The organism is Wenzhouxiangella limi, from assembly GCF_010499265.1.
Classification (GTDB): Bacteria; Pseudomonadota; Gammaproteobacteria; order Xanthomonadales; family Wenzhouxiangellaceae; genus Wenzhouxiangella; species Wenzhouxiangella limi.
On the sequence record NZ_JAAGSC010000023.1, the window covers coordinates 1 to 25,235 of the forward strand.

Consider the following 25,235-nt stretch of genomic DNA (forward strand, 5'->3'; position numbering starts at 1 on the left):
CGGACGCAGTAACCCTACGTTGGCTGATAGCGCTGCCCGATCAGCAGGTTCGAGAAGGCCGCCAACATGCTCAGCCGGTTGCGGTTCTTGGTCAGGCCTCGGTAGCGGACCTTGCCGTAACCGAACATTCTCTTGATGTAGAAGAACGGATGCTCAACCTTCGCCCGCATCGACGCCTTGAGCTTCTCGGCATACGCCTCTGGGCTGTCGGGATTCATCGTCCTGCGTCTGCCGGGACGCTCAGCCACGAACAAGCGTGCTTTGAGTTTCTTGGGTGCTACGTGCTGCTCAATGCCCCTGTAGCCAGAGTCGCCGAAGACTCGCTCTTCTTCGCCATGCAGCAACCGATCGACCACACTGAGGTCGTGGGTATTGGCCGGGGTCGTCTCCAGACTGTGGATCAGCCCCAGTGTGTCGTCGACGGCGATATGCATCTTCATCCCGAAGTACCACTGCTTGCCTTTCCGGGTCTGGTGCATCTCAGGGTCTCGCTGTCCTTCCTGGTTTTTGGTCGAGCTGGGCGCATCAATGATGCTGGCATCAACGATCGAGCCTTCTCTGAGCATCAGGCCTTGTTCCTGCAGGTGGCGATTGACCTCCTGGAAGATCTTGTCGCCGAGCTTGTAGCGCTCCAGAAAGTGGCGGAAGTTCAGAATGGTGGTCTCGTCGGGCAGCGCATCCGACAGTTTCAAACCGGCGAAGCGGCGCATGGACTCAATCTCGTAGAGGGTGTCTTCCATTGCCGGATCGGACAGGTTGTAGAACAATTGCATGCAGTGAATCCGCAGCATGGTCTCAAGCGGATAAGGGAGACGGCCCCGGGTGCCTCTGGGATAGTGCTTCTTGAGCTTCTTGACCAGCCGCGGCCAGGGGATGAGCGCGTCCATGCGCTCCAGAAACTTCTCGCGCCGCGTCTTGCGCTTCTTGTTCTCGTATTCCAGGTCGGCAAAGCTCAGCTGGTCCATCGAATTCAGTCCGGTGAGAAACGATTCCGATATTGTCGCAGAATGGCGATTAATTCAGAGTTGCCCTAAATCGATTGGGCAAAAACCTCCTAAGGAACAGCAGGTTATCGTCACTGATATGTAGTCTTCGTGATCCTCATAATCGGTAGGTCGCAGGTTCAAGTCCTGCAGTGCCCGCCATCTTATTGATTTCTATGGGTTATCCGCCGGGTGACCCATAGACTGGGGCTCGGGCGGTCGCGGTGGACCTTTATGTAAAGGGCTTCTTGTGGTGAGGTGTCCGGCATTGGTCTACCAGGATTCTCCCTCCGCCCGGTTAGGCCAACCGGTTGCCGATCGGTAGCCGTCGCTGAAAGCGGCCACGAGTCGCTCCCACTGTGACAAACTCATTGTTCGATTGGCGAAAGGCATATGGCATGGCCGGAGCGAGCTTACTCAGCCTTCTTGACGACATCGCCACCCTGCTCGATGACGTCGCTGTGATGACCAAAGTCGCTGCCAGGAAGACCGCCACACTGGTCGGTGACGATCTGGCAGTCAACGCCGAGCAGGTTACCGGTGTATCCGCCAAGCGTGAGCTGCCCGTCATCTGGGCGGTCGCCAAGGGCGCAGCACTCAACAAGGCCATATTGATCCCGGCTGCACTGCTCATCAGCGCGTTCATGCCGTGGGCGATCGTACCGCTATTGATGCTCGGCGGTGCCTTTCTATGCTGTGAGGGCGCTCACAAGATTTATCACAAGCTCTTCCACCCCGAAGCTGAAAAGCAGGCGAAGAAGCAGCTGAAGAAGGCATTCCGGGATCCCGACGTCGACCTGGTCGCCTTCGAAAAGAAAAAGATCAAGGGTGCAATTCGCACTGACTTCATCCTGTCGGCTGAGATTATCGTCATCTCGCTGGGCGCAGTTGCTGCGGCAACGCTGATCGTACAGCTAGGCGTGCTGATCGCCATAAGCGCGTTAGTGGTTGTGGGCGTGTACGGACTGGTCGCCGGGATCGTAAAGATCGATGATCTGGGTATCCACCTGTCGCGGCACGGTGGCGGGATCGGCCGGTTGGGAGAGTGGCTCATTGACGCCTCGCCAATGGTGATGAAGGGCCTTGGGATCGTAGGCACCATCGCAATGTTTCTGGTTGGCGGCGGGATCTTCTCGCACAATACGCCACCCATCGAGCACCTGTTCAAGGACTGGGCGACACTGACTGGACCTTTTGATGCGGTCACGCTGCTTCTACTCGACGGTCTTCTCGGCGTCGTGATCGGCACAATCATCGTGGCAGTCCTTTCGCTCGGCTTCAGGCTCACGGGCCAAGGAGCCCATTCGAAGGGCGAGCACTAATTTCCGAGATTTTCAATCCAGCATCCTGCCCGAATTAGGCAATACTCCGGCGATGCTGCTCGACAATTGCTACTTATCCACAGTTTTGCTACAGGATATGGTTTTCAGGGGCGACAAGTTATGCTTTCGGATACAATTTCGCGCCAGCGTGACGCATAGGCTGGGGGTCAGGTGGTCGCATAAGGGGGTAATCCCCCCGAAAACTAGCGGGGTTCAAAAGTAGAATTTTCTCGTAAACTCGTGCGAAGGAGATTCTGCATGAAGAAGTCCCGTTTTTCCGATAGCCAGATCCTGGCTGTCCTGAAGCAAGCTGAGTCTGGTGTCCCGGTGGCCGAGCTGTGTCGGGAGCACGGCATCAGCAGCGCAACGTTCTACAAGTGGCGCTCAAAGTTCGGCGGTATGGACGCCTCGCTGATGGCTCGTCTCAAGGAACTTGAGGACGAGAACCGACGGCTGAAGAAGATGTACGCCGAGGAGCGCATTAAGGCCGAGATCCGCAAGGAGGCCCTTGAGGGAAAGTTGTAAAGCCATCTCGCCGCCGCGAGATGGCCAAGGAAGCGGTTTTGAAGCACGGGATCAGCATTCGTCTGGCCTGTGACTGTATGGGCGTCAGCGAGACCTGTTACCGGTACCGGCCCATTCTCAGTGACGAGAACGCCGAGATCGCTGACTGGCTGGTCCGGCTGACCGCCAACCAGCGAAACTGGGGCTTCGGGCTGTGCTTTTTGTTTCTACGCAACGTCAAGGGGTTCGGGTGGAACCACAAGCGGGTGTACCGGATCTATCGGGAGCTGGAGCTGAACCTACGGATCAAGCCCAAGAAGCGGATTGTCCGGGAGAAACCGGAGCCATTGGCCGAACCCTCGGCAATCAACGAGTGCTGGTCGATGGACTTCATGCATGATCAGCTCGAAGACGGCCGCAGCTACCGTCTGTTCAATGTTCTGGACGACTTCAATCGTGAGGGCCTGGCGATCGAAGTCGATCTCTCACTGCCGTCGGAGCGCGTCATCCGGGCCCTGGAGCAGGTTATTGAGTGGCGTGGCAAACCCAAGGTTCTTCGCTGTGACAACGGGCCTGAGTACGTCAGTTCTGCCGTCTCGTGCTGGGCAGAGCGGCGTGGTATCCGGCTGGAATACATCCAGCCTGGCAAGCCGCAGCAGAACGCCTACATCGAGCGCTACAACCGCACGGTCCGATATGACTGGCTGGCTCAATACCTTTTTGAATCCATCGATCAGGTCCGCGAGTTCGCCACTCGCTGGCTCTGGACCTACAATAACGAACGACCCAATATGGCCCTTGGAGGCATTACTCCGAAACAGAAGTTGGCCATGGTGACCTAAGCTCTACTTTTGCGGCCCGCTATAAATGGGGGGATTACCAGGGGACGCTTGATGTGAATGCGAGGCGCCCGTCGGGATAGCAAAAGCGAATTCATGCGCTTCCTCAGACCCTGGGTAATCCCCGTGAGGACGGGCGCAACCACCTGGCAGGAGAAAGGATTTGTTGGATTTCGTGATTGTCTTGGGACTGATGTGGCTACTGGCGCATCTGATCCATCGATATTTGATCAAGGAGGCCGGCGTTCTTGCCTCTTTGCTCGTTGCCTTCGCGTTTGCCCTGCTTGCGCCGATTTTTCATTTGTTTCTTTCTGTTGTCACGGCCGCTATCTTCGATACTGGTTTTGACCCAGAAAGCTGGTTTAGCCATATTCCCTTGATTGCTCTAGCCTCTGGGATCATCGCCTATCTGACGATCAATACGAAGTCAAAGCCGAAAGAAGCGGACGACGACCATATCGAGAGGAAGTTCTAGAATCAATCTGGCATAGCTGGAAGGCTAGCCACAATCTGAACAACGAGCGTTTTCGCTATTGTTGGGCAGCAAATTCGCATCTTCATATCGAAATCGCTGGTCGAATCAACACAAGACATACTGAAACAGTAAAGGAGGTCGGCATCGAGATAGAGGGATTTTTCGCGTCACTTTTCCGCTACTTTTATCGCCGTCGCAAATTCTCATCGCTGGAACGCGAAAAGCCGCGCTTTAAGTGGCTGCCGAAGTACAGCGCGCCTGTCCGTCTGCCGGAAACGATTCTGGCCGCCGATGTTCCAAGCGATGAACTCGAGCGGCTTTTGGGGACGCTCGGGTTCGAACTGTCGCACTGGACACGCGAGCAGATCTTCTTCATGCGAGGCAAGCGCTGGGGCGATTTTTCGATGAAATATATCCGGCTTTCCCTGGCCTTCCCTTTTCCCCTCGCAACAGACTCCGAGATGCGAGTCGAAGTCGCCGATGTCTGCCTGTTCGATACCGGAGACCTGTGGCGCCTCTGCCACGAAATCCGCGACACCCTTACCAGCGAGCGAGCCGCGGCGGATTCGAACCGCCAGATCCCGGACAACGACCCATAGACTGGAGCTCGGGTGGTCGCCATTTCTTGCCGTAAAGGATGACGGTCTTGACGAACTCAAGGCGTTGAGTAAAAATACTCAATATGATGAGTAAAAATAATAAATCGTTTCAGCGATCACAGGCAGCAGAGCTCGCGAAACGCCTGCAAGAGCCCAGGCGATGGATTCAGATCGTCACCGGGGCGCGTCAGGTGGGCAAGACCACGCTGGTTCAGCAGGTGACCGAGGGCATGGACTTGCCCGTTCGATTCGCCAGTGCCGACGAACCCTCACTGAGGGACCGCGACTGGCTTGTGTCCCAATGGGAGGCCGCGCGCTTCGAGCTGGCTGAGGCTGGCGGGATCCTCGTCATCGACGAGATTCAGAAGGTTGAGCAGTGGTCAGAGGCCGTTAAGCGGCTGTGGGACGAGGACAGCCGCGAGAAGCGCCCGCTCAAGGTGGTGTTACTGGGCTCGGCGCCGCTGTTGCTGCAGCAGGGCCTGACAGAGAGCCTCGCCGGCCGTTTCGAGACCCTTCATCTGCCGCACTGGTCCTTTGCCGAGATGCAGCACGCCTTCGGCTTTTCCCTGGAAGACTATCTGTACTACGGTGGCTACCCCGGTGCCGCACCACTGGCCGGCCAGCCAGAGCGCTGGCGTCGCTATATTCTGGATGCGCTGGTCGAAACCACCATCGCCCGCGATGTCATGCTTCTGACCCGGGTCGACAAACCGGCCTTGATGCGCCGTTTGTTTGAACTCGGTTGCCGCTTTTCCGGGCAGGTGCTGTCCTACACCAAGATGCTGGGACAGCTGCAGGACGCTGGCAACACGACGACGCTGGCCCATTATCTGCAGTTGCTGGAGGCTGCGGGCATGCTCGGCGGTCTTCAAAAATACGCTGATAATGCCGTGCGCCAGCGCGCTTCCAGCCCAAAACTTCAGGTGTTCAACACCGCACTGATGACCGCCATGTCAGGCCTTGGGCCGGAACAGGCCCGCGCCGACAGCGAGTTCCATGGCCGGCTGGTGGAATCCGCGGTCGGCGCTTACCTGGTCAATGAGGCGGCGCGAGGCGCGTGCGAGTTGTACTACTGGCGCCAGGGCAACAGAGAAGTGGATTTTGTCGTCCAAGCGGCTAAGCGTCTGTTCGCCATCGAGGTCAAAAGCACGACCCGGCGTCACGCCCTGTCGGGGATGGCCGCTTTCCGCAAAGCTTTCGATCCAGACCGTACCCTTTTAGTCGGCGCTGACGGTATCGACCTGGCGCAATTTCTTTCCCGCCCAATCCACGACTGGACCCACTCATAAGCAACAGCGCAACTTTTCTTTGACGCGCACGCCCGAAGTTCGAGCCGAAAAGCGAGCAAAGCAGGACAAACAACTCACCGGAATATTCGGTAGCAGTTGCTCCTTTGCCGCGGAGCCTTTCGGTGAAACTGACTGGATCAATCGGTTTGAGATGCCGGAATCAGCCAGGCGCGGAGGAGCGCATCTTCGGTGACTCGACGCACCGGAGCGTCGAGTAGCGCCTCGACATCGCCGAAAGCTACCCAGAGCCTGCGAGGCCTGCGACGATGTTCGCACCGTCCTCCTGCCCGTCGCAAACCACATCGCTGTGTGTCAATACGCATCCCAACAGCGCCCCGAGGACAAACTCCCAAATGGCCCTTAAGAAATAGCCGCGCCACGAATATGCCAATAAAGGGAACCAAGTCACAGTCCAAGCCATCACATCGACCCATACGCCGATTCGTCTGAGCACTTTAGGCGCCAGCCCCTCGGGGCATCCCGCTTTTTTCACCAACATTCCAATACGCTAAATTATCTATAGCAACCTCCCTCTGATAGCTCGCACGGAACACGGCCCCAATTACATTTCGAAACGGTCTTTAAATATCAGATCTTCTCTTGGCGCGGAGAATGTTTCCGCAATATATCCGGACACATAAACGTCAACGGGAAAGTCCGAAGAAGAATCATTATAAATCGCCAGATCATCACCCGAACTCAGAACGATATGGGGCGTGCTGTTATTAAACATTTGCACAGGCGTACCTAATAACCTCAAGTTAGGTCGCCCAGGAAATGAATCACCGTCCTCTCTCCCAAGTAACACTCTGAAAGTGCCACTACTGGCGATACTATTGGGGTTTACGCTGATATTCGTAACGTATAGCTTTCGATCTATAGGAACTGGGGTTGCATTGGTGTCATCACGTGCAAATCGACAATCCAGTATCTGCCCGGAGCCAGTTGCTGCAATGCCTTGGCAGTAGACTGGCTCCGCATCTGAGGGTGGTCCGGCCACAAGCTCCGGGACGCACAAGCAAGCTAACAGTAAAGCACCAAATGTCTTCACGACTTTCATAATGATACGTCTGAACTTAAGTATCCGGAGGCAAATACGTCTACGGCAAAATCCGATGAACTGTCGTTACGGATCTTAAGTGATTGGCCGGGATTCAATATGATGTAAGGCGTGTTGAAGTGGAACTTTTGCGTCAGGTCGGCCAAAAAGTCGATACTAGGCCGACCTGGAAATGGGTCGCCATCATCGCGGCCAATGAATCCTCTCGCAACGCCGCTTGTGACGAGAGAATTCGGATAGAAATACATGTCGGTAACATGCATGTGAAGCCCCGTCGGCACTGTTGTGAATTTAGATCCCGTATCTGCCCGCCAACAGTCAACATTTGCGGAGCTATCTGTACTCGCGATGTCGAAGCAATAAAATGGTATTGCGCCATCTGGCGCACCGAGCGTATTTTGAGGAGATAAGAACAGTATTGTTGCGGCCAAACCGATCAAACCAGACTTAAATGCCATTTCGTTTCCTCCATAAAATGTTTATCAAAAAACCTAAAAATGACTTGGAGTCAAGTGCAATAAAAAACTGAGAGAGCCATGACAAAAAAAAGACTGCGTGCAAGCTCATATTGCAATCATGGTCGCCTTGTACGTTACTGTAAACGCTTCCTCTCCTGAATTTCAACAGTGCGAAAAGTGAGCCCCGAATTACGAACCGCCCATTAAGTCGACTCCTCCATCAATTTCGGCGGGCTGCTCGTGACTCCGAAGTAGACCTCATGGAGGTTTGGCTGCCCAGTATAAATCTTCGCACCTTGATCCTTGGATTGTTTGCGTCATTCATAGAATGGACTCGGCGGCTGGATAACTCCGGCCTCCTTCCAGAAGCGAATGAGGAGCAGACAATCTATTTCATCCCGGAGCTCGAAGATTACATCTAGACGTTGGAGGTGCTGGCCCAAGAGTCGCACGTTCGAAATACTCTGCTTGTAGTTCCTGATCAACCAGCACTCACTCATTGCAGACTTGTGCCACGGCCCGTTACTGGTACGGACAAAGACTTCTAAGAGCTGCCATTAAATTGGTCATATTACGTCATAATCAAGTTAAGAGATTCGGTCAGTCACGCCAGCCAGCCAACGCCCTGCGTTATAAGGCAACGGCGTGTAACGATACGGGCGCAGGCTTAAAATCCTCCTCCTCGTCAACAGGGTAAAGGAGCTCTCCGCCTTGCGTATGAGTGCCGCTCCAATGATACAGACCGATGCGCATGGCCAACAGTGTCCTGCTTTGCGCCTGCAGACCGGGCAAGTCCTTGCTGACTATGTCAGCGAGTATCCGCGCGATCATTGACGTTAGGAATCGTTTGCATTTTCGCTCCAAGACCGCTCAGGCGCTTGATGGATCGGCCACCGGCTCGGGCTCTTCCGCCTCCATACGAAGATAGCTGTCGAGTTCGCCACGGATCTCCGGGACGATGTCTTCGGCGTGGGTGATGCGCATGTAAAAAATCGAGAAGTAGATCACCTTGACCGAGTTGGTCAACCGGTCGAGCACCACGCCACCCAGCTTGGCGAGCCACAGGGCAACCAGCAGCGGCAGCCAGGAGAAATGCATCTCTTCGGGCAGGAAGCCGGCCTCCACGTTGTTGAACAGCTCGCGCGCGTCTCCGGCATAGAAAGCCGGCACGGCGTCGCCCAGCCACAGGCCAAGCGCCACGGCAGCGACGAACAACACCATATAGATCGGCACCATGATGCTGCCCACCGCCCGCGCGGCGATGTCGATACCGAACACCCCGGCCAGCGTCTCGGGGACGTTGTCTTTGAGGGTGCCCATGCGCGAGACCGAATCGCGAATGCCGTAGCCGTCGACGGCAGCCGAAGGAAGGAGGTAGTGGTTGACCAGGTCCCAGACTTCTTCGAGCCCGCGCATCAACAGGCGCACCAAGGCACCGGCCTTGCCAGACTTTCCGCTCAGCGACATCACCCACGCCACCAGCATATCGATGAGGGCGATCTTGCGTGCGGTCCAGGCCAGCGCCTTCACGCGCGCGCCGGCCTGGTCGGCCGATCGCTTTTCGCCCTTGAGGGCCTCGCTCACCAGCCAGCTCTGGCGTAGCTCCTGACGGGTGTCGAAGAAATAACGATAGAAAAACAGCACGATCGAGACGAGCAGCAACAGCGTTCCAATGCCGTTGGCGCCGACGATGAAGGCGGTGATCGCGCTGAAGAACACGCAGGTAAGCACCAGACCGTAAATCGTCATACGCACCCACGGGCGCACGATACCGGGATCGCGCCCGACGATGGTGAAGGTGTGCTTGAGCAGATAGGCGAGCTGTTTGAGGCGCTCGCCGAAGCCGGGTTTGCGCAGGGTCTGTTGCATGGCGTGCTGGGAATGATTTTGAATGTATCCCCTCCTACGCAGTCAGGCGGCGGATTGTGCCACCCCTGGTTGCTGCTCAACTCCCAGTTCAGCGAAAACGCGGCTATTGTGGAGGTAGGCAAGGACGCGCTAAGCGCTTAAGCGCCGACCACGGCAGCCCTGGACCCGGCGCCGCAATGCCAATGGCGTAACGATTGAACGGCCCTGATCACCTGATGGACACGTGAATTTTTATGATGGCAGTTGAGCTTGCCGGTGATGAGTCAGCGCTTCATCAACTAAAGCAACCCTGAGAGCACCCACCTGGTCAGGCGCGTGGGGTGTATATGATTCCTGTACACTGCCCCCATGAACCTCGCAGGTCAAATGGGCGCAAAGCGATTGGACCTGGATACTGTGCCCTGCACCAAAGGTTCATCCTCGAAGTTTCTGGATGCATGGAAGCTCGGCACACAATCCGGGCGGTGATACCCCGGTCCCGGTCAAGGTGAAACCCGCTCATGGATATACCTCTTCCAACGCTTATAACTTTCGCGGTCTATCTTGCCGCCATGCTGGTGCTCGGCTTTGTTGCCTACCGCATGACAAACAATCTGTCCGATTACGTCCTTGGTGGTCGCAGCCTTGGGCCGGGGGTGGCCGCACTCAGCGCCGGCGCATCCGACATGAGTGGCTGGTTGCTGCTGGGTCTGCCTGGAGCCATTTACCTGTCCGGGCTCAGCGAACTCTGGATTGGTGTTGGCCTGGTGGCCGGCGCGCTTCTCAACTGGCTTTTTGTCGCGGCGCCGTTGCGTCGGGCAACGGAAATGGCGAGTGATTCACTGACCATCCCCGATTTTCTCGAACATCGCTTCAACGACCAGTCGCATCTGCTCCGGACGGTCTCGGCGATCGTCATCCTGATCTTCTTCACCCTCTACATCTCCGCCGGTCTCGTCGGTGGTGGTCTGCTTTTCCAGAGCACTTTTGGCATGGAATACACCACGGCCATGATCGTGGGTGCCATCGTAATCATTTCCTACACCTTTCTCGGCGGCTTCCTCGCTGTCAGCTGGACCGACTTTGTTCAGGGCATCCTGATGTTTCTGACGCTGCTGGTCGTGCCGATGTTCGCGGTGGTCCTCGTCGGTGGCTGGGGCGAAGCGACCGACCAGATCACCGCGATTGATCCCGGCCACAGTGCGATCCTTGAGGGTATGACCTTCATCGGCATGATCTCGCTGCTCGCATGGGGTCTGGGCTACTTCGGCCAGCCGCATATCCTCGCGCGGTTCATGGCGATCCGCTCCGAGAAGGATGTCCCGCGCGCAACAATGATCGGCATGAGCTGGATGGTGCTGGCGCTGGTCGGCGCGATCGGCACCGGCTACATGGGCGTGGCCTATTTCGCCGCCGAACCGCTGGTCGAGCACGAAACAGTCCTCATCCAGTTGATCGGCGCGATGTTCAATCCATGGATTGCCGGTGTGCTGATGGCGGCCATTCTGGCTGCGATCATGAGCACGATCGACTCCCAGCTGCTGGTGTCGGCGAGCGCCCTGACCAACGACTTTTACAAGGGGCTGCTGCGTCCGGATGCTTCCCCTTCCGAGCTGGTTTGGGTTAGCCGTGGTTCGGTAATAGCGGTATCACTCATCGCCATCGTGCTGGCCCTGAACCCCGAGGCCGGGGTTCTGGATCTGGTCGCCTATGCCTGGGGCGGCTTCGGCGCAGCGTTCGGTCCGCTGATCATCTTCTCGCTGTATTGGTCACGGATGAATCGGGCGGGTGCAGTGGCCGGCATGGTCGTGGGCGCGGTCACCGTGATTGCCTGGAATCAGCTTTCCGGTGGTCTTTTCGATGTCTATGAATTGCTCCCCGGCTTCATCTTCGCCTCGATCGCGATCGTGTTAGCCAGTCTGGCCAGCGCCGAACCATCGGCCGAGGTAAGCCAGCAGTTCGCGCAAACGCGCAAATAAGCGCGTTTGTCGCAGGATGCGGCCTGGTTTCCACGCCGCTGGCGATGACCAGCGAACCTCAATGCCGGCGGTGTCGCGGGCCGTGGCCATTGACCGATTGCATTTCAGCATGGCCGGAGCAGATCTTCTTCCTCGTAGCCCGGATTGTTGACGCGCTTCGTCACCCGGTGCGCTGTGAGGGCGCCTTCCGGCGGCGGTGCGATCTGGGCTTGCGCTTCTTCCGCTGAACCCTGCAGCCAGGTCGACCACTGCTCCGGGCCCAGGATCACCGGGGCGCGGTGGTGACCGATCTCGCGCAGCAGCCGGTTGGGTTCGGCGGTCACCAGGGTAAACGACCGAAACGCGGCGCCGCCGGGTGGGCGCGTCTCGTCCCACAGTCCGGCCATGACCAGCATCGGCGCCTCCGCCGGCAGGACCCGCCAGGGTTGCTTGGGTTGGGTGCGCTGGTCCCACTCGTAGAACCAGGAAAACGGCACCAGGCAGCGCTGGTCTTTCTTCCAGGCCGTTCTGAAAGTCGGCTTTTTCGCCACGGTTTCGGAAAACGGCACCCCGGGTTCGGAGCGGCAGTTGGCGGTGGAGAATTTCGGCAGTTCGCCCTTCATCCAGCCCGGCACCAGCGGCCAGACCATGCGCACGAATTCGCGCTGCCCGTCGTCGCCAGCGACCACAGCCGGCAGTTCTGTCCAATCCACGCCATCGCCGCGCCGGCTCGACGGCGCCACGTTAAGCCGCCGGAAATGCCCCGCAGGTGGCTCGCCGACAACGTTCAGGTAATCAAAGACCTGCCGCCAGGAAAAATCATGTCCGCCGCGTCCGCACATGCGCTCCATGGTAGCGACAACGCGGCCGAATCGGGCGTGCAGGTCCAGCGAGTGGTTGCAGCCGACGAAAACGGGTATTTGCCGGTTTTGGCGGTCGTGCGCTTGTTGCCGGTTGCGCCTAGGTATCATCAAGTCACTTTCAAAATGCGAATCCATCCATGGGGGCGCAATGACCAACTGGCACGCCTTGTCTAAAGACGAAGCGCTCGAGAAGCTCGACAGCTCGTCCGAAGGGCTTGAAGAATCCACGGCCGAAAAACGCCACGAAGAGCAGGGGCCGAACAAACTCCCGGAGTCCGCTCGCCGGCCCTGGTGGCAGCGGCTGCTGGCGCAATTTCATAACGTCCTGATTTATGTGCTGATCGCCGCCGCGATATTGGCGGCCGCGCTCGAGAAATGGGTCGATGCCGGGGTCATCGGAGCCGTGGTCATCATCAACGCGCTCATCGGCCTGGTGCAGGAAGGCAAGGCCGAAAAGGCCATGGAAGCCATCAGCCAGATGCTGGCGCTCAAGGCCAAGGTCCGGCGCGACGGTCGCTGGCAGGAAATCGAGGCGGCCAAACTGGTGTGCGGGGACATCGTTCGGCTGCGTGCCGGCGACCAGGCACCGGCCGATCTGCGCGTGCTCAAGGCCCGTGGACTGCAGGTCGATCAGGCCGCGCTGACCGGCGAGTCGGTGCCGGTGGATCGAAGTTCCGAGGCCGTCGACGAGGATGCCGCCCTGGCCGACCGCAAGGGGATGGTCTACTCGGGCACGCTGGTGACCGCCGGCGAAGCCGAGGGTGTGGTCATCGCCATCGGCAGCGACACCGAACTGGGCAAGATCAGCACCATGCTCGAAGGCGTGGAGAAGCTGACCACGCCGCTGGTGCGCCAGATCAATCGCTTCGGCCACATCCTGACAGCGGCTTTGCTGGCTTTTACCGCCGCCATTGTCGGGCTGGCCCTGGTGATCCACGACATGCCGCCCGCCGAAGGCTTCCTGGCCGGGGTGGCGCTGATCGTGGCGGCCATTCCCGAAGGCCTGCCGGCCATCATCACCATCACGCTGGCCGTGGGCGTGCGGCGAATGGCCGATCGCAAGGCCATCATCCGGCTGCTGCCGGCGGTCGAAACCCTGGGGTCGGTGACCACGATCTGCTCCGACAAGACCGGCACACTCACGCGCAACGTGCTCAAGGCAAGCCGCATCGTCATCGGCGACGAGGCGCGCGACGCCGACCAAAGCGTCGAAGACAACCCAGGCGTGGTTGCGTTGGCGGAAGCGGCCATTTTGTGCAACGACGCCGATGCCGACGGCGAGGAAGGTGACCCGATCGAAAAAGCGCTGCTGGCGCTGGCCGAACCAGCCGACATCGATATCGAACAGCTGCGCGAGGACCACCCCCGGCGAGGGGCACTTCCCTTTTCGTCGGAGCAAAAGTTCATGGCCACCGCCCACGACGGCCGCCTGATCGTCAAGGGGGCGCCGGAAACCGTGCTCGAGCGCTGTACCGCCCAGCGCAGCGGCCAGGACTGCCAGGATCTCGACAGCGACTGGTGGGACCAGGAACTGGACAAACTCACGGCCGACGGCCTGCGCGTGCTGGCCCTGGCCGAATGGCAGGAAGACAAGGACTGGGACGATTCGATCGAGCCTGAAGAGGTCGGTGACGAACTCTGCCTGCTGGGTCTTGTGGCCTTCGAGGACCCCCCTCGCGATCAGGTCCCGGCAGCGATCAAGGCCTGTCATCGAGCCGGCATCACGGTCAAGATGATCACCGGCGATCATGCCGCCACCGCCAGCGCCATCGCGCGCAAGCTGGGCATCAAGGGCGACGAGGACACACTGACTGGCCCTGAACTGGAAAAGCTTGAAGACGACGAGCTGATCAAGCGAGTCGGCGCCACCAATGTCTATGCCCGCACCTCGCCCGAACACAAGCTGCGGCTGGTCAAGGCGCTGCAGGCCAACGACGCGGTCATCGCCATGACCGGCGACGGCGCCAACGACGCCCCGGCGCTCAAGCGCGCCGACATCGGCGTGGCCATGGGCATCAAGGGCACCGAGGCCTCTCGTCAGGCCGCGGAAATGGTTCTGGCCGACGACAACTTCGCCACCATCGCTTCGGGTATCGAGGAAGGTCGGGGCATCTACGACAACATCCGCAAGGCGATCCTGTTCATTCTGCCCACCAACGCGGCCGAGGCATTGGTGATCGCCACGGCCGTCCTGGCCGGCATGACACTGCCGATCACGCCGGTGCAGATTCTGTGGGTCAACATGGCCACGGCGGTCACGCTGGCGCTGGCGCTGGCTTTTGAACCCACCGAAGGCGAGGTCATGGATCGTGCGCCGCGCCCGTCGGATCAGGGGCTGATCACCCGTTTTGTGGCCGTCCGCATCCTGTGGGTCGGCCTGGTACTGACGGGACTGACTTTTTTCGTGTTTCAGTGGAGTCTTTCCGGCCAGAGCGATGAAGCGCTGGCGCGCACGATGGCGGTCAACCTGCTCGTCGTCGGCGAGATCGTCTACCTGTTCAACTGCCGCCGCTGGCTCTCACCCAGCCTGACCCTCGAGGCCCTGCTGGCCAATCGCTGGGCCTGGGTGCTGGTCGGCGTGCTGGTGCTCATGCAGGCGGGTTTCACCTACCTGCCGGCGGCCCAGCTGATCTTCGAGACCACCGCCCTGGGCCTGGGCCACTGGCTGCTGATCCTGGCGCTGGTCACGCCGCTGCTGGTGCTGGTCGAGCTGGAAAAGTGGGCCTATCGAAGACGGCAAAGCCGCGCCGCGGACTGACCCGATCGCGCTGTAGTCCCCGTTTATGCAAACGCCAGAAGTCGGCACCGTCTCGAAGCGAGATTTTTTCATCTGCCGGTCGAAAACCGTGACCAGCGACCGGGCCGGATTGTGAATCGCGCCGCCTACAGCAACACGCCCGCTATGGTCAATGCAGGTCTCCTCACAGACCCTAGTCGCAGGAATGACCGAGCCGTTCCAGACCGGCGCTCAGATGATCGGCCAACAGCGGCTGATCCAGCAACTCGTCAACCATGCGGCCCGACCAGGCATCGCCGGTTTCGGCCATGCGGGCGTCCCACTCTTCGACCGTGAAATCGCCGCGCCCGAGTCGCAGCAGCGCCGCGAGTTCGATCTGCTGGCGCGGTTCTAGGTCTGCGACGATGGTCCGGAATTCATCGCGAACCGGGTGGGTCGGAGCGCCATCCCTGGCGATACCGCTCATGTCCAGATCCTGATCCGAGGTCTCGTCCGGCAGGACGACCGCCTCCTGGGTGTGGAAATCGCGTGCCAGTTCGATCAGCTTGCAAACATCTGCAGGGTTGACGTCGAGCTCGATCTCGCTTGCATTCATGGCCTTCTCCGTTGGTTGAGGTTCGATACCGGCCCAGGATGGGATGAGTTCATCCTACAAGACCCCATCGTTTCAAGCCGGCCGCAAGGCCGAATCCGTCTCCCGTGCGAGGTCGGTCCGGTGTTTTGCTCGGGCCGTCTTCAGGGGGGCAAAGCTTTCATTGTTCGACAGGAACCCGGGTCGCCGGTGCCGCGCTCCGAAAGGTCGATCGGGCGTATTGAACACGCTGTTGTAAACGAAAAACGCGTTGCTGCGAGGCGTGGGCGACATGTTGGCATTGGAGCCATGCAGGAGGTTGCACTCAAACAGCAGCAGTGAGCCGGCCGGCCCGATCGCCGATTCGATACCGCCACTTTCGATCATGTGCGCGAGGCTGTCGGTGTCAGGCACGCCCAGCTTTTGTACCCGCAGAGACTGACGATAATGATTGTCGGGCGTCGGACCAGCACACGGAATGAAATAGCGATGCGATCCTGGGATCAGCATCAAGGGACCGTTGTACATGTCGTTGTCGGTCAGGATGACCGAACAGCTCACCGCTCGCATTGCGGGCATACCGTCCTCGGCGTGCCAGGTTTCAAAATCGGAATGCCAGTTGAAGCCCTTGCCCTTAAAGCCAGGCTTGTAGTTGATCCGTGACTGGTGCAGGTATACCGGGCTGCCGAGCAGCTGTTCGGCCATGGGTAACACACGGGGATGGCGGGAAAGTTCGTCGAACAGCTGCGAATGATGATGGACTCGAAATATGGAGCGCACTTCCTCCCCATCCGGCTCGGTGATCACTTCCTCGCGACCGGCCATGTCCGGATCGCAGCAGAGCCTCGACAACTCCTTGCGGTACTGGCCCAACTCATTCCCCGAGAAGAACCCGGGGAAAAACAGGAAACCGTCACGCCGATAGCGATCCAGCTGTTCCTGCTCCAGCGGCCCGTCGTCGGGCGTGCCGTATACAGTCGGGTCACGCCGCGGAAAAAACTCATCGGGTTCAGATTTGCGCGATGGGTATAGATCTGTTGTGGTAGCCATGGTCATTCTCCTCAATGATTCGATTCGATTGGCCCTTGGCGATGTCCTGATTACAACACCGGGACTAAAAGAGCGCCCTCCTGCGGCGCGAAAAGATTTTTAAGCCATGCTCAACGTCCAGCCGCGAGCCATGGCGCTGCCTGGCTCACCGTACAACTCATACCTCAGGATCGGTTTTAGACGGGCGGCGAGAAAAGATGATCAGCACCGCCAGCAAGATCGACAGCAACCAGATCGCGACGGTCTCAGCCTGGCCAAAACGCGGCTGATAGGCGCGCTCGATCGAGAGCGGACCGTCGGTCATGCGCAGCGCGGCTTCGTAGAGCGGGGCAGCAGCATCGCCCACGCCACTGTCGGGCACCCCGCGGATTTCCAGCCAACAGGCGGTGCCGTCTGCGACTTCGTCGGCGAGCTCTGTGATGTCCGCGGGCACGACACGATAGCGAACATCGTTCACGTTAAACGATTCAAGGCGGTTCTCAAGATCGCTGCAGCTGGCCGCTTGCTCGGTCACGAGGGTATAGCGACCGACGACATCGCCGGGAATCAAAAGCCCGGCGGCGATCGAAAACAACAAATAGAAGATCAGGACATAAAACGTCAGCTTCATCGCCATCAGCAGATGGCGGCTGACGCGCTCGGTGATACTGGGCGGGCCGGCAGGCTGGTACATGGTTCAAACCGATTGGATTGTCAATCTATGGTAGCCGAGCCTGGAATGCGTTGCCTTGAATCGCTTCTTTTCCGGTCGGTTGTTAGTCAGCACTGGTCGCATGCCTCCACCGGCAGGCCGGACGGAATCCAGCCGGCTCCGAAGCGGCTGCCGAGCATGCCCTCGGGGATGTGGTAGATGCGGGTGAAGCCCCACTGCTGCAGCGCCGGCACCACCTGGCTGGTACGGTTGCCGGTGCGGCAGATCACGGCGATGGCGGCATCGGTGTCGCCGTCGACGGCAGCAAGCACGTCGCGCAGGAAGCCCTGCCCGCCCTCCGGATGCGCCATGCTGATACCCACCGAACCTTCCGGCATGCCGGTCTGGCGCCATTCCTCGGGCTGACGGATATCGATCAGGACCAGCTCACCGCTTTCCTGCAGGGCTCGGGCATCCTCTGCGCTCAGGCTGGGCAGGGCGTTCTGAGCTGCCAAAGGCACCGCCCACGAAAAAGCAAGCAAGGCAAGGAATCGATACACCGGCAAGTCCTCTACTGGGTTAAGGGGACGCGAATATTAGCAAACTCGTATGAGGTATTTTTGATGGCCGATTCAAATTTCGCCTTGACAACGGTGGCCAGATGAAGCAACACTTCGACCCCATGAGGACTGATTTCCGCCATAACTGCATGTGCACCATGTGTATGCCGAGCCCCAAAGCTGCGGCGTCGCGCTGGTGTGTGGACTCTTTCATGACCTGAATCGAATCCCGAAACAAGCCACCGAACACGACGAACCCGCAGCGGCCTGACCGATGCGGGTTTTTTCGTGCCCAATGCCCGCATCACGGAGCCTGGCCGCCGACATTGACAGACTTGAGCCAAACCAAAAGGAACGCACGATGACCGACGCCAACAAGCCGCCCCTCCATTTCGAGACCCTGCAGGTCCACGCCGGCCAGGAACCCGCCCCCGGCACCAACGCGCGCGCGGTGCCGATCTACCAGACCACCTCTTACACCTTCGACGACGCCGACCACGGCGCCCGCCTGTTCGGGCTGCAGGAATTCGGCAACATCTACTCCCGGATCATGAACCCGACCGTGGACGTGTTCGAAAAGCGCGTCGCCGCACTCGAAGGCGGCGTGGCCGCGGTCGGCACGGGCTCCGGCCAGTCGGCCCAGCTGATCACCATCACCACCATCGCCCAGGCCGGCGACAATCTGGTCGCCAGCGCCTCGCTCTACGGCGGCACCTACAACCAGTTCAAGGTTTCGCTGCCGCGCATGGGCATCGACGTGCGCCTGGTCCAGGGCGACGACCTGGCCGCGTTCGAAGAAAAGATCGACGACAAGACCCGCGGCATCTACGTCGAGGCCATCGGCAACCCCGGCTCGCACATCCCGGACTTCGAAGGCCTGTCAAAGCTGGCCAAAAAGCACGGCCTGCCGCTGATCGTCGACAACACTTTCGGCGCGGCCGGTTACCTGGTCCGACCCATCGACCACGGCGCCGATATCGTCGTCGAGTCAGCCACCAAGTGGATCGGCGGACACGGCACCTCGGTCGGCGGGGTGATCGTCGATGCCGGCACCTTCGACTGGGGCAACGGCCGCTTTCCGCTGTTTACCGATCCCGCGCCCGGCTACCACGGGCTGAACTTCTGGGAAGTCTTCGGCGCCGGCAGCCAGTTTGGCAACATCGCGTTTGCCATCCGGGCGCGGGTCGAGGGCCTGCGCGACCTGGGTCCGGCGATGAGCCCGTTCAACGCCTTTTTGTTCCTGCAGGGCCTGGAGACGCTGTCGCTCCGGGTTCAGCGCCACGTCGACAACGCCCTGGCGCTGGCGCGCTGGCTGGACGATCAGCCGGCCGTGGCCTGGGTCGAATACCCGGGACTGGAGAACCATCGCTGGCATGCGCGGGCGAAAAAATACCTCCAGCACGGCTTCGGCCCGGTGCTGACCTTCGGTATCCGCGGTGGCGAAGCGGCCGGCAAGACCTTCATCAACTCGGTCAAGCTGGCCAGCCACCTGGCTAACGTGGGTGACGCCAAGACGCTGGTCATCCACCCGGCCAGCACCACCCACCAGCAGCTCAGCGAGACCGAGCGTAAGGATGCCGGCATCAAGCCTGAGCAGATCCGGGTCTCGGTCGGCATCGAGCACATCGACGACATCATCGCCGACTTCACCCAGGCCCTGGAAAAGGCCGGCCTGGAAGTCGCGGCATGAACCGCGGCGATGTCCATGAACGCCAGGTGGTGAAGTTCGAGCGCCCGCCGCCGCTGGACGGCGGACTGGAACTCAAGCGCCTGCAGATCGGCTATCGCACCTGGGGCCGGCTCAACCGGGCCGGCAACAACGCGGTCCTCGTCTGCCCGGCGCTGACCGGCAGCGCGGACGTGGATGAATGGTGGTCGGGCCTGCTCGGGCCGGGCAAGGCGCTGGATCCGGAACGCGAGTTCATCGTCTGCGCCGACGTCCTCGGTGGCTGCGGACTGACCAGCGGCCCGCCGCTGGACGGCAGCGGCGAGGCCTTTCCTTCGGTCACGGTGCGGGCCATGGTCGACGCCCAGCGGCTGCTGCTCGACCATCTCGGCGTCAACACCCTGCGCCTGGTCATCGGTGGCTCGCTGGGCGGGATGCAGGCGCTGGAATGGGCGGTGAGCCATCCGGAGCGGGTCGATGCCGCTGCGGTGATCGCCGCGCCGGCCCGGCAGACGGCCTGGGCGCGAGCGTTCAACCATGTCCAGCGGCGCGCGCTCGAGCTCGATGACTCGCTGGATCTGGCGCGCATGGTCGCCATGATCAGCTACCGCCACTGGGACAATCTCAACCCGCGCTTCGATGCGTCCGATCCCGAAGATCCGACCGGCGGCTGGCTGGACCATCACGGCCGCGCGCTGACCGAGCGCTTCGACCGCAACGCCTACCTGCGCCTGGCCGAGGCCATGGACAACCACGATATCGGCCCGGGCCGCGGCGATACCGTCTCCGCGCTGCGCGCGACCGAAGTCCCGACCCTGCTGGTCGGCATCACCACCGACCTGCTCTACCCGCCGGCCGAACTGGAAACAATTGCTGCCGAAATGCCCGATGCCGAGCTGGCCACCCTGGACGCCCCGCACGGCCACGACGCCTTCCTGATCAAGCAGGATGCACTCAACCGCCTGGTGACCGACTTTCGCTGCCGGCGCAAACTGCCCTATCGCTTGAGCTGCTGTCAGGGTGTGCGCTAGTCCAGCACCTCGAAGGTCAGACCCGCATGCTCGACCAGGCGTGGCATGAGCTTTTCGGCCATGGCGGTCGAAGGCGTCCAGAAGCCGCCGGGAGGTGAGCCCTCCGGCACATCGGTAGCCAGGGTGTAGGCCGCTTCGCCCAGCATCTTGGCCGTTGATCCATAGCCGGGGTCACGGTCGCCGCTGACCCGCACCCGGATTTCGTGGCCGTCGTCGTCGCGGCCGACCAGCAGCAGCTTGAAGAATCCGCGCTCGCGCGCGGCCTTGGACGGGCCCTCACCCGGCTTGGGCAGGAAACGATTCTTGAGCAGCTTGCGGGTGGGGCCCAGGCTCGCGCCCAGGGCAAAGCCACCCAGGGCCAGCGACCAGGTCATAGCCTGGCGCCGACCCTTGAACCCCGTGCCCGTCATCATCGCCTCTTCGTAGGTGAAGTCTTCGCCCCAGGGTCGACCCTGCAGGGCATGCGAGCGATGGACGATACGGGTATTGATCGCCGCCATCACGAATGGCGCCAGCCAGGCATCGAGATCCTCGTCGAAAGTCGGGCCCTTGACGTAGGGCTGGCGCGGGCCCTCGCGGAATGCCTCGGGACACAGCGCATAAGGGTTTTTCACGATGCGCGCGATCTCCGAGTCCGAGCGGCTGGACTCGATGATGTTGAGCATGCTCGCCGCCGTACCGCCGCTCATCTTGCCCTTGAGCGCCTGAACGCCCAAGCGCACGCGCGTCATCGGCTGGCCGAACAGGCGCTGGGCGTGGTGCTGCAGGAACCAAACGCCCAGGTCGGAGGGGATGGAGTCGAACCCGCAGCAGTGAACCAGGCGCGCGCCGGACTGACTCGTTGCCGTCTCGTGCGCATCCAGCATCTGGCGCATCCAGGGCACCTCGCCGGTCAGGTCGCAGTAGTCCGTACCGGCGGCCGCGCAGGCCGCGACCAGCTCCGAGCCGTGCAGCGCATAGGGTCCCACCGTGCTGCACACCGCGCGGGTGCGCGCGACCAGTGCGTCGAGCGAGGCGCGATCGTGCGAGTCGGCCAGCAGTAGCGGCAACTCGGCGGCGGCCTCGCCCAGCTCGTCGCGCACGCGTTCGAGCTTGTCCTGGCTGCGCCCGGCCAGCGCCCATTTGAATTCGCCGCCGGCCCCATGTCGCTGGAGCAGGTACTCGGCCACCAGGCGCCCGGTAAATCCGGTCGCGCCCAGCAGCACCAGGTGGAATTCCGGCGGATTGCTCATGTGATCTTATCCCTCGAAAACAGTCGGTCCCAAGCTTAACCGCTGGCGCCTGGGATGTGGCCCGGGCCAGCCAGGCTGATAAACTTGTCTTGTGCCCTAAAAGGATGTCTTCCGTGCAGAGCCTGACCCTGACCCGACCCGACGACTGGCATCTGCACGTGCGCGACGGCGCCATGCTCAAAAGCGTGGTGCCCGATACCGCCCGCCAGTTCGCCCGCGCCATCATCATGCCCAACCTCAAACCGCCGGTGGCGACCGTGGACCTGGCCCTGGCCTACCGCGAGCGCATCCTGGCGGCGGTGCCGGAAAGCATGCATTTCCAGCCGCTGATGACCCTGTATTTGACCGAGCAGACCAGCCCCGACGAGATCCGCCGCGCGGCCGAGTGCGAGCACGTACATGCGGTCAAGTACTACCCGGCCGGCGCGACCACCAACGCCGCCAGCGGGGTGCGGGTGATCGATCGGGTCTGGCCGGTGCTGGAGGCCATGCAGGAGGTTCGTCTTCCGCTTTTGATGCACGGCGAGGTCACCGAGGGCGACATCGACGTGTTCGACCGCGAGGCGGTGTTCATCGACCGCCATCTGACCCGCCTGGTCGAGGCTTTTCCCGAACTGCCCATGGTGCTGGAGCACATTACGACCAAAGACTCGGCCGACTTCGTGCGCCAGGGGCCGTCCAACCTGGCCGCCACCATCACCGCCCACCACCTGCTGCTCAACCGCAACGCGATGTTCGACGGCGGCCTGCGCCCGCACCACTACTGCCTGCCGCTGATCAAGCGCGAGCGCCACCGCCAGGCCCTGGTCGAAGCCGCCACCAGCGGCAACCCGAAATTCTTCCTCGGCACCGACTCGGCCCCGCACCCCAAGGGCGCGAAGGAATCCGACTGCGGCTGCGCCGGCATTTACTCAGCCCGCAACGCCATGGGTTTTTACGCGGAAGTGTTCGAAGACGCCGGCGCGCTGGACAAGCTCGAGGGCTTTGCCAGCCACTACGGGCCGGCTTTCTACGGCATCAACCGCAACGCGGACACCATCACCCTGTTACGCGAACAGCAAGCCATCCCTGAGCAGGTCGACTTCGGTGGCGAATCGGGCGTTCCGCTGCGCGCCGGCGGGGCAGCACGTTGGCGCCTGGCAGCCGAGGTCGAAAATTGCTAGCGCCCTGACCCCAAACCTGCCCGCGCGATCTCACGAGCCAAGCCGTCTTCGGAGCGCGCTATTGGTTGCCCAGTTGGTCGCGCAACGCCGCAACGCGCTCCCGATTGGCGCCCATGTCCGAGTAGCCGACCCGAGACGCCGAACGGACGTGCACGGCGTCATCGGACCGGCGAAACTCCACGTCATCGGTGAACTTGAACAGGCTGGAAGTGAATTCGGCGGCGATGTAGTTGCCCTCGTTCCGGGTCACGGTGCCGCCCATTTCCTCGACGACAGACGGAATCTGTCCCCAGACCCGAAAGGGTAGCGGATCCACTTTCTGCTCCTGCGGCGTGTTGGCTTCACTGGACACACAGTTTGGCGACGACGGGCAGGCAGTCAGTTGCCCCACCTGAAGGCCAGGAGCCGTGCCAGTCCTGGATTTCTGGCCCAGATAGACCAGGCCGCCGACGCCGACAACAACCAACACTACGCCAATAATGATCAGTGTTTTCATGGCAGAACATGTTTTGCAGGTTTCACGGAATCGTGTTTTCCGGCACGTCCAGTTCGCTCCGGGCGCGGTTGCAGTCCGCCCCCATAGTCAAGGGGGCGGCTTGAGGGTGATCAGGCCTTGACGTAGCTGCCGGGCGCGGGCTCGATCACCGGCAGTTCGCCGTCACCGGGCACGCGCGCCGGGATGCGCTTGCCGGACCTGGCCTTCAGCCACTGATCCCAGTGCGGCCACCAGCTGCCCTGGTGGGCTTCGGCACCTGCAATCCAGTCTTCAGGATCGGGCGGCAGGGCGTCGTTGGTCCAGTAGCCGTACTTCTTGGCTGCCGGTGGATTGATCACGCCGGCGATGTGGCCGGAGCCGGCGAGCATGAAGGTGGTATCGCCGCTGATGAGCTGAGTGAGCTTGTAGACCGAGGGGTAGGGGGCGATATGGTCCTCGCGGCTGGACTGGATGTAGACCGGCAGGTCGATGGTGCGCAGATCGATCGGCTCGCCGTCCATTTCGATGCCGCCGCGCTCGACCAGGCGGTTTTCCAGGTACATCTTGCGCAGGTAGTACAAGTGCATGGTCTCGGGCAGGCGCGTGTAGTCGGAGTTCCAGTACAGCAGATCGAAGCTGGCCGGCTTCCTGCCCAGCAGGTAGTTGTTGACCACGAAGCTCCAGACCAGGTCGCTGGCGCGCAGCATATTGAAGGTCATGGCCATGCTTTCGCCGTCCAGGTAGCCCTGCTTCTTGACCTTCTTTTCCAGGTTTTTCAGCTGATGCTCGTCAATGAAGACCTTGAGCTCGCCGGCCTCGGAGAAATCGACCTGGGTGGTGAAGAAGGTGGCCGACTGGATACGGTCATCCTCGCGCGCTTTCATCAGCGCCAGGGTGGCCGCCAGCAGGGTGCCGCCGATGCAGTAGCCGATGGCGTTGACCTGGCGCTGACCGGTTGCTTTTTCGATCGCGTCAAGGGCCTCGAAAATGCCGTCGTGGGCGTAGTCCTCGAAGCGCTTGTAGCGCAGCTTTTCGTCCGGATTGACCCAGGAGATCACGAACACCGTGTAGCCGCGATCGACCGCGTACTTGATGAACGAGTTCTTGGGCTGCAGATCGAGAATGTAGAACTTGTTGATCCAGGGCGGCACGATCAGCAGCGGCTTGGTGTAGGCCGTCTTGGTGGTCGGGGTGTACTGTATGAGCTGCATCATCTCGTTCTGGTAGACCACCGAACCCGGCGTGGTGGCGATGTTCTTGCCGACCTCGAACGCGTCGTAGTCGGTCATCGATATCAGCAGCTGTCCATCGCCGCGCTGGACATCTTCCAGAAGCTGACGGAAGCCTCTGAGAAGGTTCAGGCCTTTTTCCTTGCGCGTGGTCTCGAGCACTTCCGGATTGGTCAGGATGAAGTTGCTCGGCGACAAGGCCTCGGCGAACTGGCGGGTATAGAAGTGAATGCGCTGGCGATCATCGGTGCTCACGCCCTGCATTTGCGCGACGTTGTCGAGCATCCAGTCCGCAGTCAGCAGGTAGGCCTGCTTGAGCAGATCGAAAATCAGCTTCTCGTCCCAGTGCTCGGAGCGAAAGCGGCGGTCGGCGCGGGCAGCCGCAGCCGCGGGCTCGGTCTCGCGGCCGATGGCGCGGAAGCCTAAATATTTCAACAGCGACAGGTAGCGCCGGGTCAGGCTCCACTGTGCGGCCAGGATGCGCGTCGGGTGGCGCACGGTGCTCATGGTCGCCTGCAGCAGGGGTCGCTTCAGGTTGAGCGGGTCGAGGGTCGGCAGTTCAAGCCGCCTGGCCTGGCGCAGGCTCAAGTCGGCCGACAAGCGGGCGATGCGCGAAATTTCCGCAGTCAGTTCAGCCAGCTCTTTGCGGGTGGCCATCGTTTGCTGTTCACTCATGTCTGTTCCCTCTTTTG

The 25,235-nt window shown here is 60.7% G+C and carries 21 protein-coding genes; 10 read left to right on the forward strand and 11 right to left on the reverse strand.

The window, feature by feature from the left end; genetic code table 11:
- Window positions 1-14: 14 nt before the first annotated feature.
- Entirely contained in the window at window positions 15-965 is a 951-nt protein-coding gene (locus G3I74_RS00150) for an IS5 family transposase (protein ID WP_164208723.1), read from the reverse strand.
- 416 nt (window positions 966-1,381) lie between these two features.
- Here G3I74_RS00150 and G3I74_RS00155 point away from each other — a divergent pair, with 416 nt between their 5' ends.
- From G3I74_RS00155 to G3I74_RS00175, 5 genes are all read left to right on the forward strand, one after another.
- Window positions 1,382-2,305, forward strand: a complete 924-nt coding sequence (locus G3I74_RS00155; RefSeq protein ID WP_164208730.1) for a DUF808 domain-containing protein — start codon at window positions 1,382-1,384, stop codon at window positions 2,303-2,305.
- A gap of 258 nt (window positions 2,306-2,563) precedes the next feature.
- A protein-coding gene (locus G3I74_RS00160) for an IS3 family transposase (protein ID WP_164208733.1) occupies window positions 2,564-3,651 on the forward strand; the annotation gives its coding sequence in 2 pieces (ribosomal slippage) (window positions 2,564-2,819 and window positions 2,819-3,651; 1,089 coding nt in all).
- A gap of 160 nt (window positions 3,652-3,811) precedes the next feature.
- On the forward strand, window positions 3,812-4,123 hold the full coding sequence (locus G3I74_RS00165) for a hypothetical protein (RefSeq protein WP_164208736.1): 312 nt from the start codon (window positions 3,812-3,814) through the stop codon (window positions 4,121-4,123).
- A gap of 320 nt (window positions 4,124-4,443) precedes the next feature.
- A complete protein-coding gene (locus tag G3I74_RS00170) occupies window positions 4,444-4,722 on the forward strand; it encodes a hypothetical protein (protein WP_164208739.1) in 279 nt (92 codons plus the stop codon).
- A gap of 86 nt (window positions 4,723-4,808) precedes the next feature.
- Window positions 4,809-6,011 carry an ATP-binding protein gene (locus G3I74_RS00175; protein ID WP_203594417.1) on the forward strand — a complete coding sequence of 401 codons (1,203 nt, stop codon included), beginning with the start codon at window positions 4,809-4,811 and terminating at the stop codon, window positions 6,009-6,011.
- Between the two features lie 1,056 nt (window positions 6,012-7,067).
- On the opposite strand, the gene G3I74_RS00180 is transcribed toward G3I74_RS00175, so the two are convergent.
- Window positions 7,068-7,529 (reverse strand): hypothetical protein, encoded by a 462-nt coding sequence (locus tag G3I74_RS00180; protein ID WP_164208745.1) that lies wholly within the window; start codon window positions 7,527-7,529, stop codon window positions 7,068-7,070.
- A gap of 870 nt (window positions 7,530-8,399) precedes the next feature.
- Complete coding sequence (locus tag G3I74_RS00185; RefSeq protein ID WP_164208748.1) at window positions 8,400-9,398, reverse strand: hypothetical protein; 999 nt, start codon at window positions 9,396-9,398, stop codon at window positions 8,400-8,402.
- Window positions 9,399-9,898: 500 nt separating this feature from the next.
- On the opposite strand from G3I74_RS00185, the gene putP reads away from it, so the two are divergent.
- Window positions 9,899-11,356 carry a sodium/proline symporter PutP gene (gene putP / locus G3I74_RS00190; protein ID WP_164208751.1) on the forward strand — a complete coding sequence of 486 codons (1,458 nt, stop codon included), beginning with the start codon at window positions 9,899-9,901 and terminating at the stop codon, window positions 11,354-11,356.
- A 104-nt stretch (window positions 11,357-11,460) separates the two neighbouring features.
- Here the strand turns inward: putP and G3I74_RS00195 are convergent, their stop codons facing one another.
- A complete protein-coding gene (locus G3I74_RS00195; RefSeq protein ID WP_164208754.1) occupies window positions 11,461-12,306 on the reverse strand; it encodes an SOS response-associated peptidase in 846 nt (281 codons plus the stop codon).
- 40 nt (window positions 12,307-12,346) lie between these two features.
- Between G3I74_RS00195 and G3I74_RS00200 the strand changes: the two genes are divergently transcribed.
- Window positions 12,347-14,956, forward strand: a complete 2,610-nt coding sequence (locus G3I74_RS00200; RefSeq protein ID WP_164208757.1) for a cation-translocating P-type ATPase — start codon at window positions 12,347-12,349, stop codon at window positions 14,954-14,956.
- A gap of 172 nt (window positions 14,957-15,128) precedes the next feature.
- On the opposite strand, the gene G3I74_RS00205 is transcribed toward G3I74_RS00200, so the two are convergent.
- The 4 genes from G3I74_RS00205 to G3I74_RS00220 form a co-directional block, all read right to left on the reverse strand.
- Window positions 15,129-15,530, reverse strand: coding sequence for a DUF3775 domain-containing protein (locus tag G3I74_RS00205; RefSeq protein ID WP_164208760.1), 402 nt, complete (start codon window positions 15,528-15,530; stop codon window positions 15,129-15,131).
- A 72-nt stretch (window positions 15,531-15,602) separates the two neighbouring features.
- Window positions 15,603-16,562, reverse strand: a complete 960-nt coding sequence (gene thpD / locus G3I74_RS00210; protein WP_239056488.1) for an ectoine hydroxylase — start codon at window positions 16,560-16,562, stop codon at window positions 15,603-15,605.
- 151 nt (window positions 16,563-16,713) lie between these two features.
- A complete protein-coding gene (locus G3I74_RS00215) occupies window positions 16,714-17,172 on the reverse strand; it encodes a hypothetical protein (RefSeq protein ID WP_164208763.1) in 459 nt (152 codons plus the stop codon).
- A 143-nt stretch (window positions 17,173-17,315) separates the two neighbouring features.
- Window positions 17,316-17,747: a rhodanese-like domain-containing protein gene (locus G3I74_RS00220; protein ID WP_203594418.1), complete on the reverse strand. Its 432-nt coding sequence runs from the start codon at window positions 17,745-17,747 to the stop codon at window positions 17,316-17,318.
- A 361-nt stretch (window positions 17,748-18,108) separates the two neighbouring features.
- Between G3I74_RS00220 and G3I74_RS00225 the strand changes: the two genes are divergently transcribed.
- Both G3I74_RS00225 and G3I74_RS00230 read left to right on the forward strand, forming a co-directional pair.
- Window positions 18,109-19,437: an O-acetylhomoserine aminocarboxypropyltransferase/cysteine synthase family protein gene (locus G3I74_RS00225; RefSeq protein WP_164208768.1), complete on the forward strand. Its 1,329-nt coding sequence runs from the start codon at window positions 18,109-18,111 to the stop codon at window positions 19,435-19,437.
- A complete protein-coding gene (locus G3I74_RS00230; protein ID WP_164208771.1) occupies window positions 19,434-20,444 on the forward strand; it encodes a homoserine O-acetyltransferase family protein in 1,011 nt (336 codons plus the stop codon). Before G3I74_RS00225 ends, G3I74_RS00230 begins: the two co-directional genes overlap by 4 nt.
- On the opposite strand, the gene G3I74_RS00235 is transcribed toward G3I74_RS00230, so the two are convergent.
- Window positions 20,441-21,676, reverse strand: a complete 1,236-nt coding sequence (locus G3I74_RS00235; RefSeq protein ID WP_164208774.1) for a saccharopine dehydrogenase family protein — start codon at window positions 21,674-21,676, stop codon at window positions 20,441-20,443. The genes G3I74_RS00230 and G3I74_RS00235 overlap by 4 nt on opposite strands.
- A 113-nt stretch (window positions 21,677-21,789) precedes the next feature.
- Here G3I74_RS00235 and pyrC point away from each other — a divergent pair, with 113 nt between their 5' ends.
- Entirely contained in the window at window positions 21,790-22,839 is a 1,050-nt protein-coding gene (pyrC, locus tag G3I74_RS00240; RefSeq protein WP_164208779.1) for a dihydroorotase, read from the forward strand.
- Between the two features lie 58 nt (window positions 22,840-22,897).
- On the opposite strand, the gene G3I74_RS00245 is transcribed toward pyrC, so the two are convergent.
- Both G3I74_RS00245 and G3I74_RS00250 read right to left on the reverse strand, forming a co-directional pair.
- Window positions 22,898-23,335: a DUF1499 domain-containing protein gene (locus G3I74_RS00245; protein WP_164208782.1), complete on the reverse strand. Its 438-nt coding sequence runs from the start codon at window positions 23,333-23,335 to the stop codon at window positions 22,898-22,900.
- 110 nt (window positions 23,336-23,445) lie between these two features.
- On the reverse strand, window positions 23,446-25,218 hold the full coding sequence (locus tag G3I74_RS00250) for a PHA/PHB synthase family protein (protein ID WP_164208785.1): 1,773 nt from the start codon (window positions 25,216-25,218) through the stop codon (window positions 23,446-23,448).
- Between the last annotated feature and the right edge of the window lie 17 nt (window positions 25,219-25,235).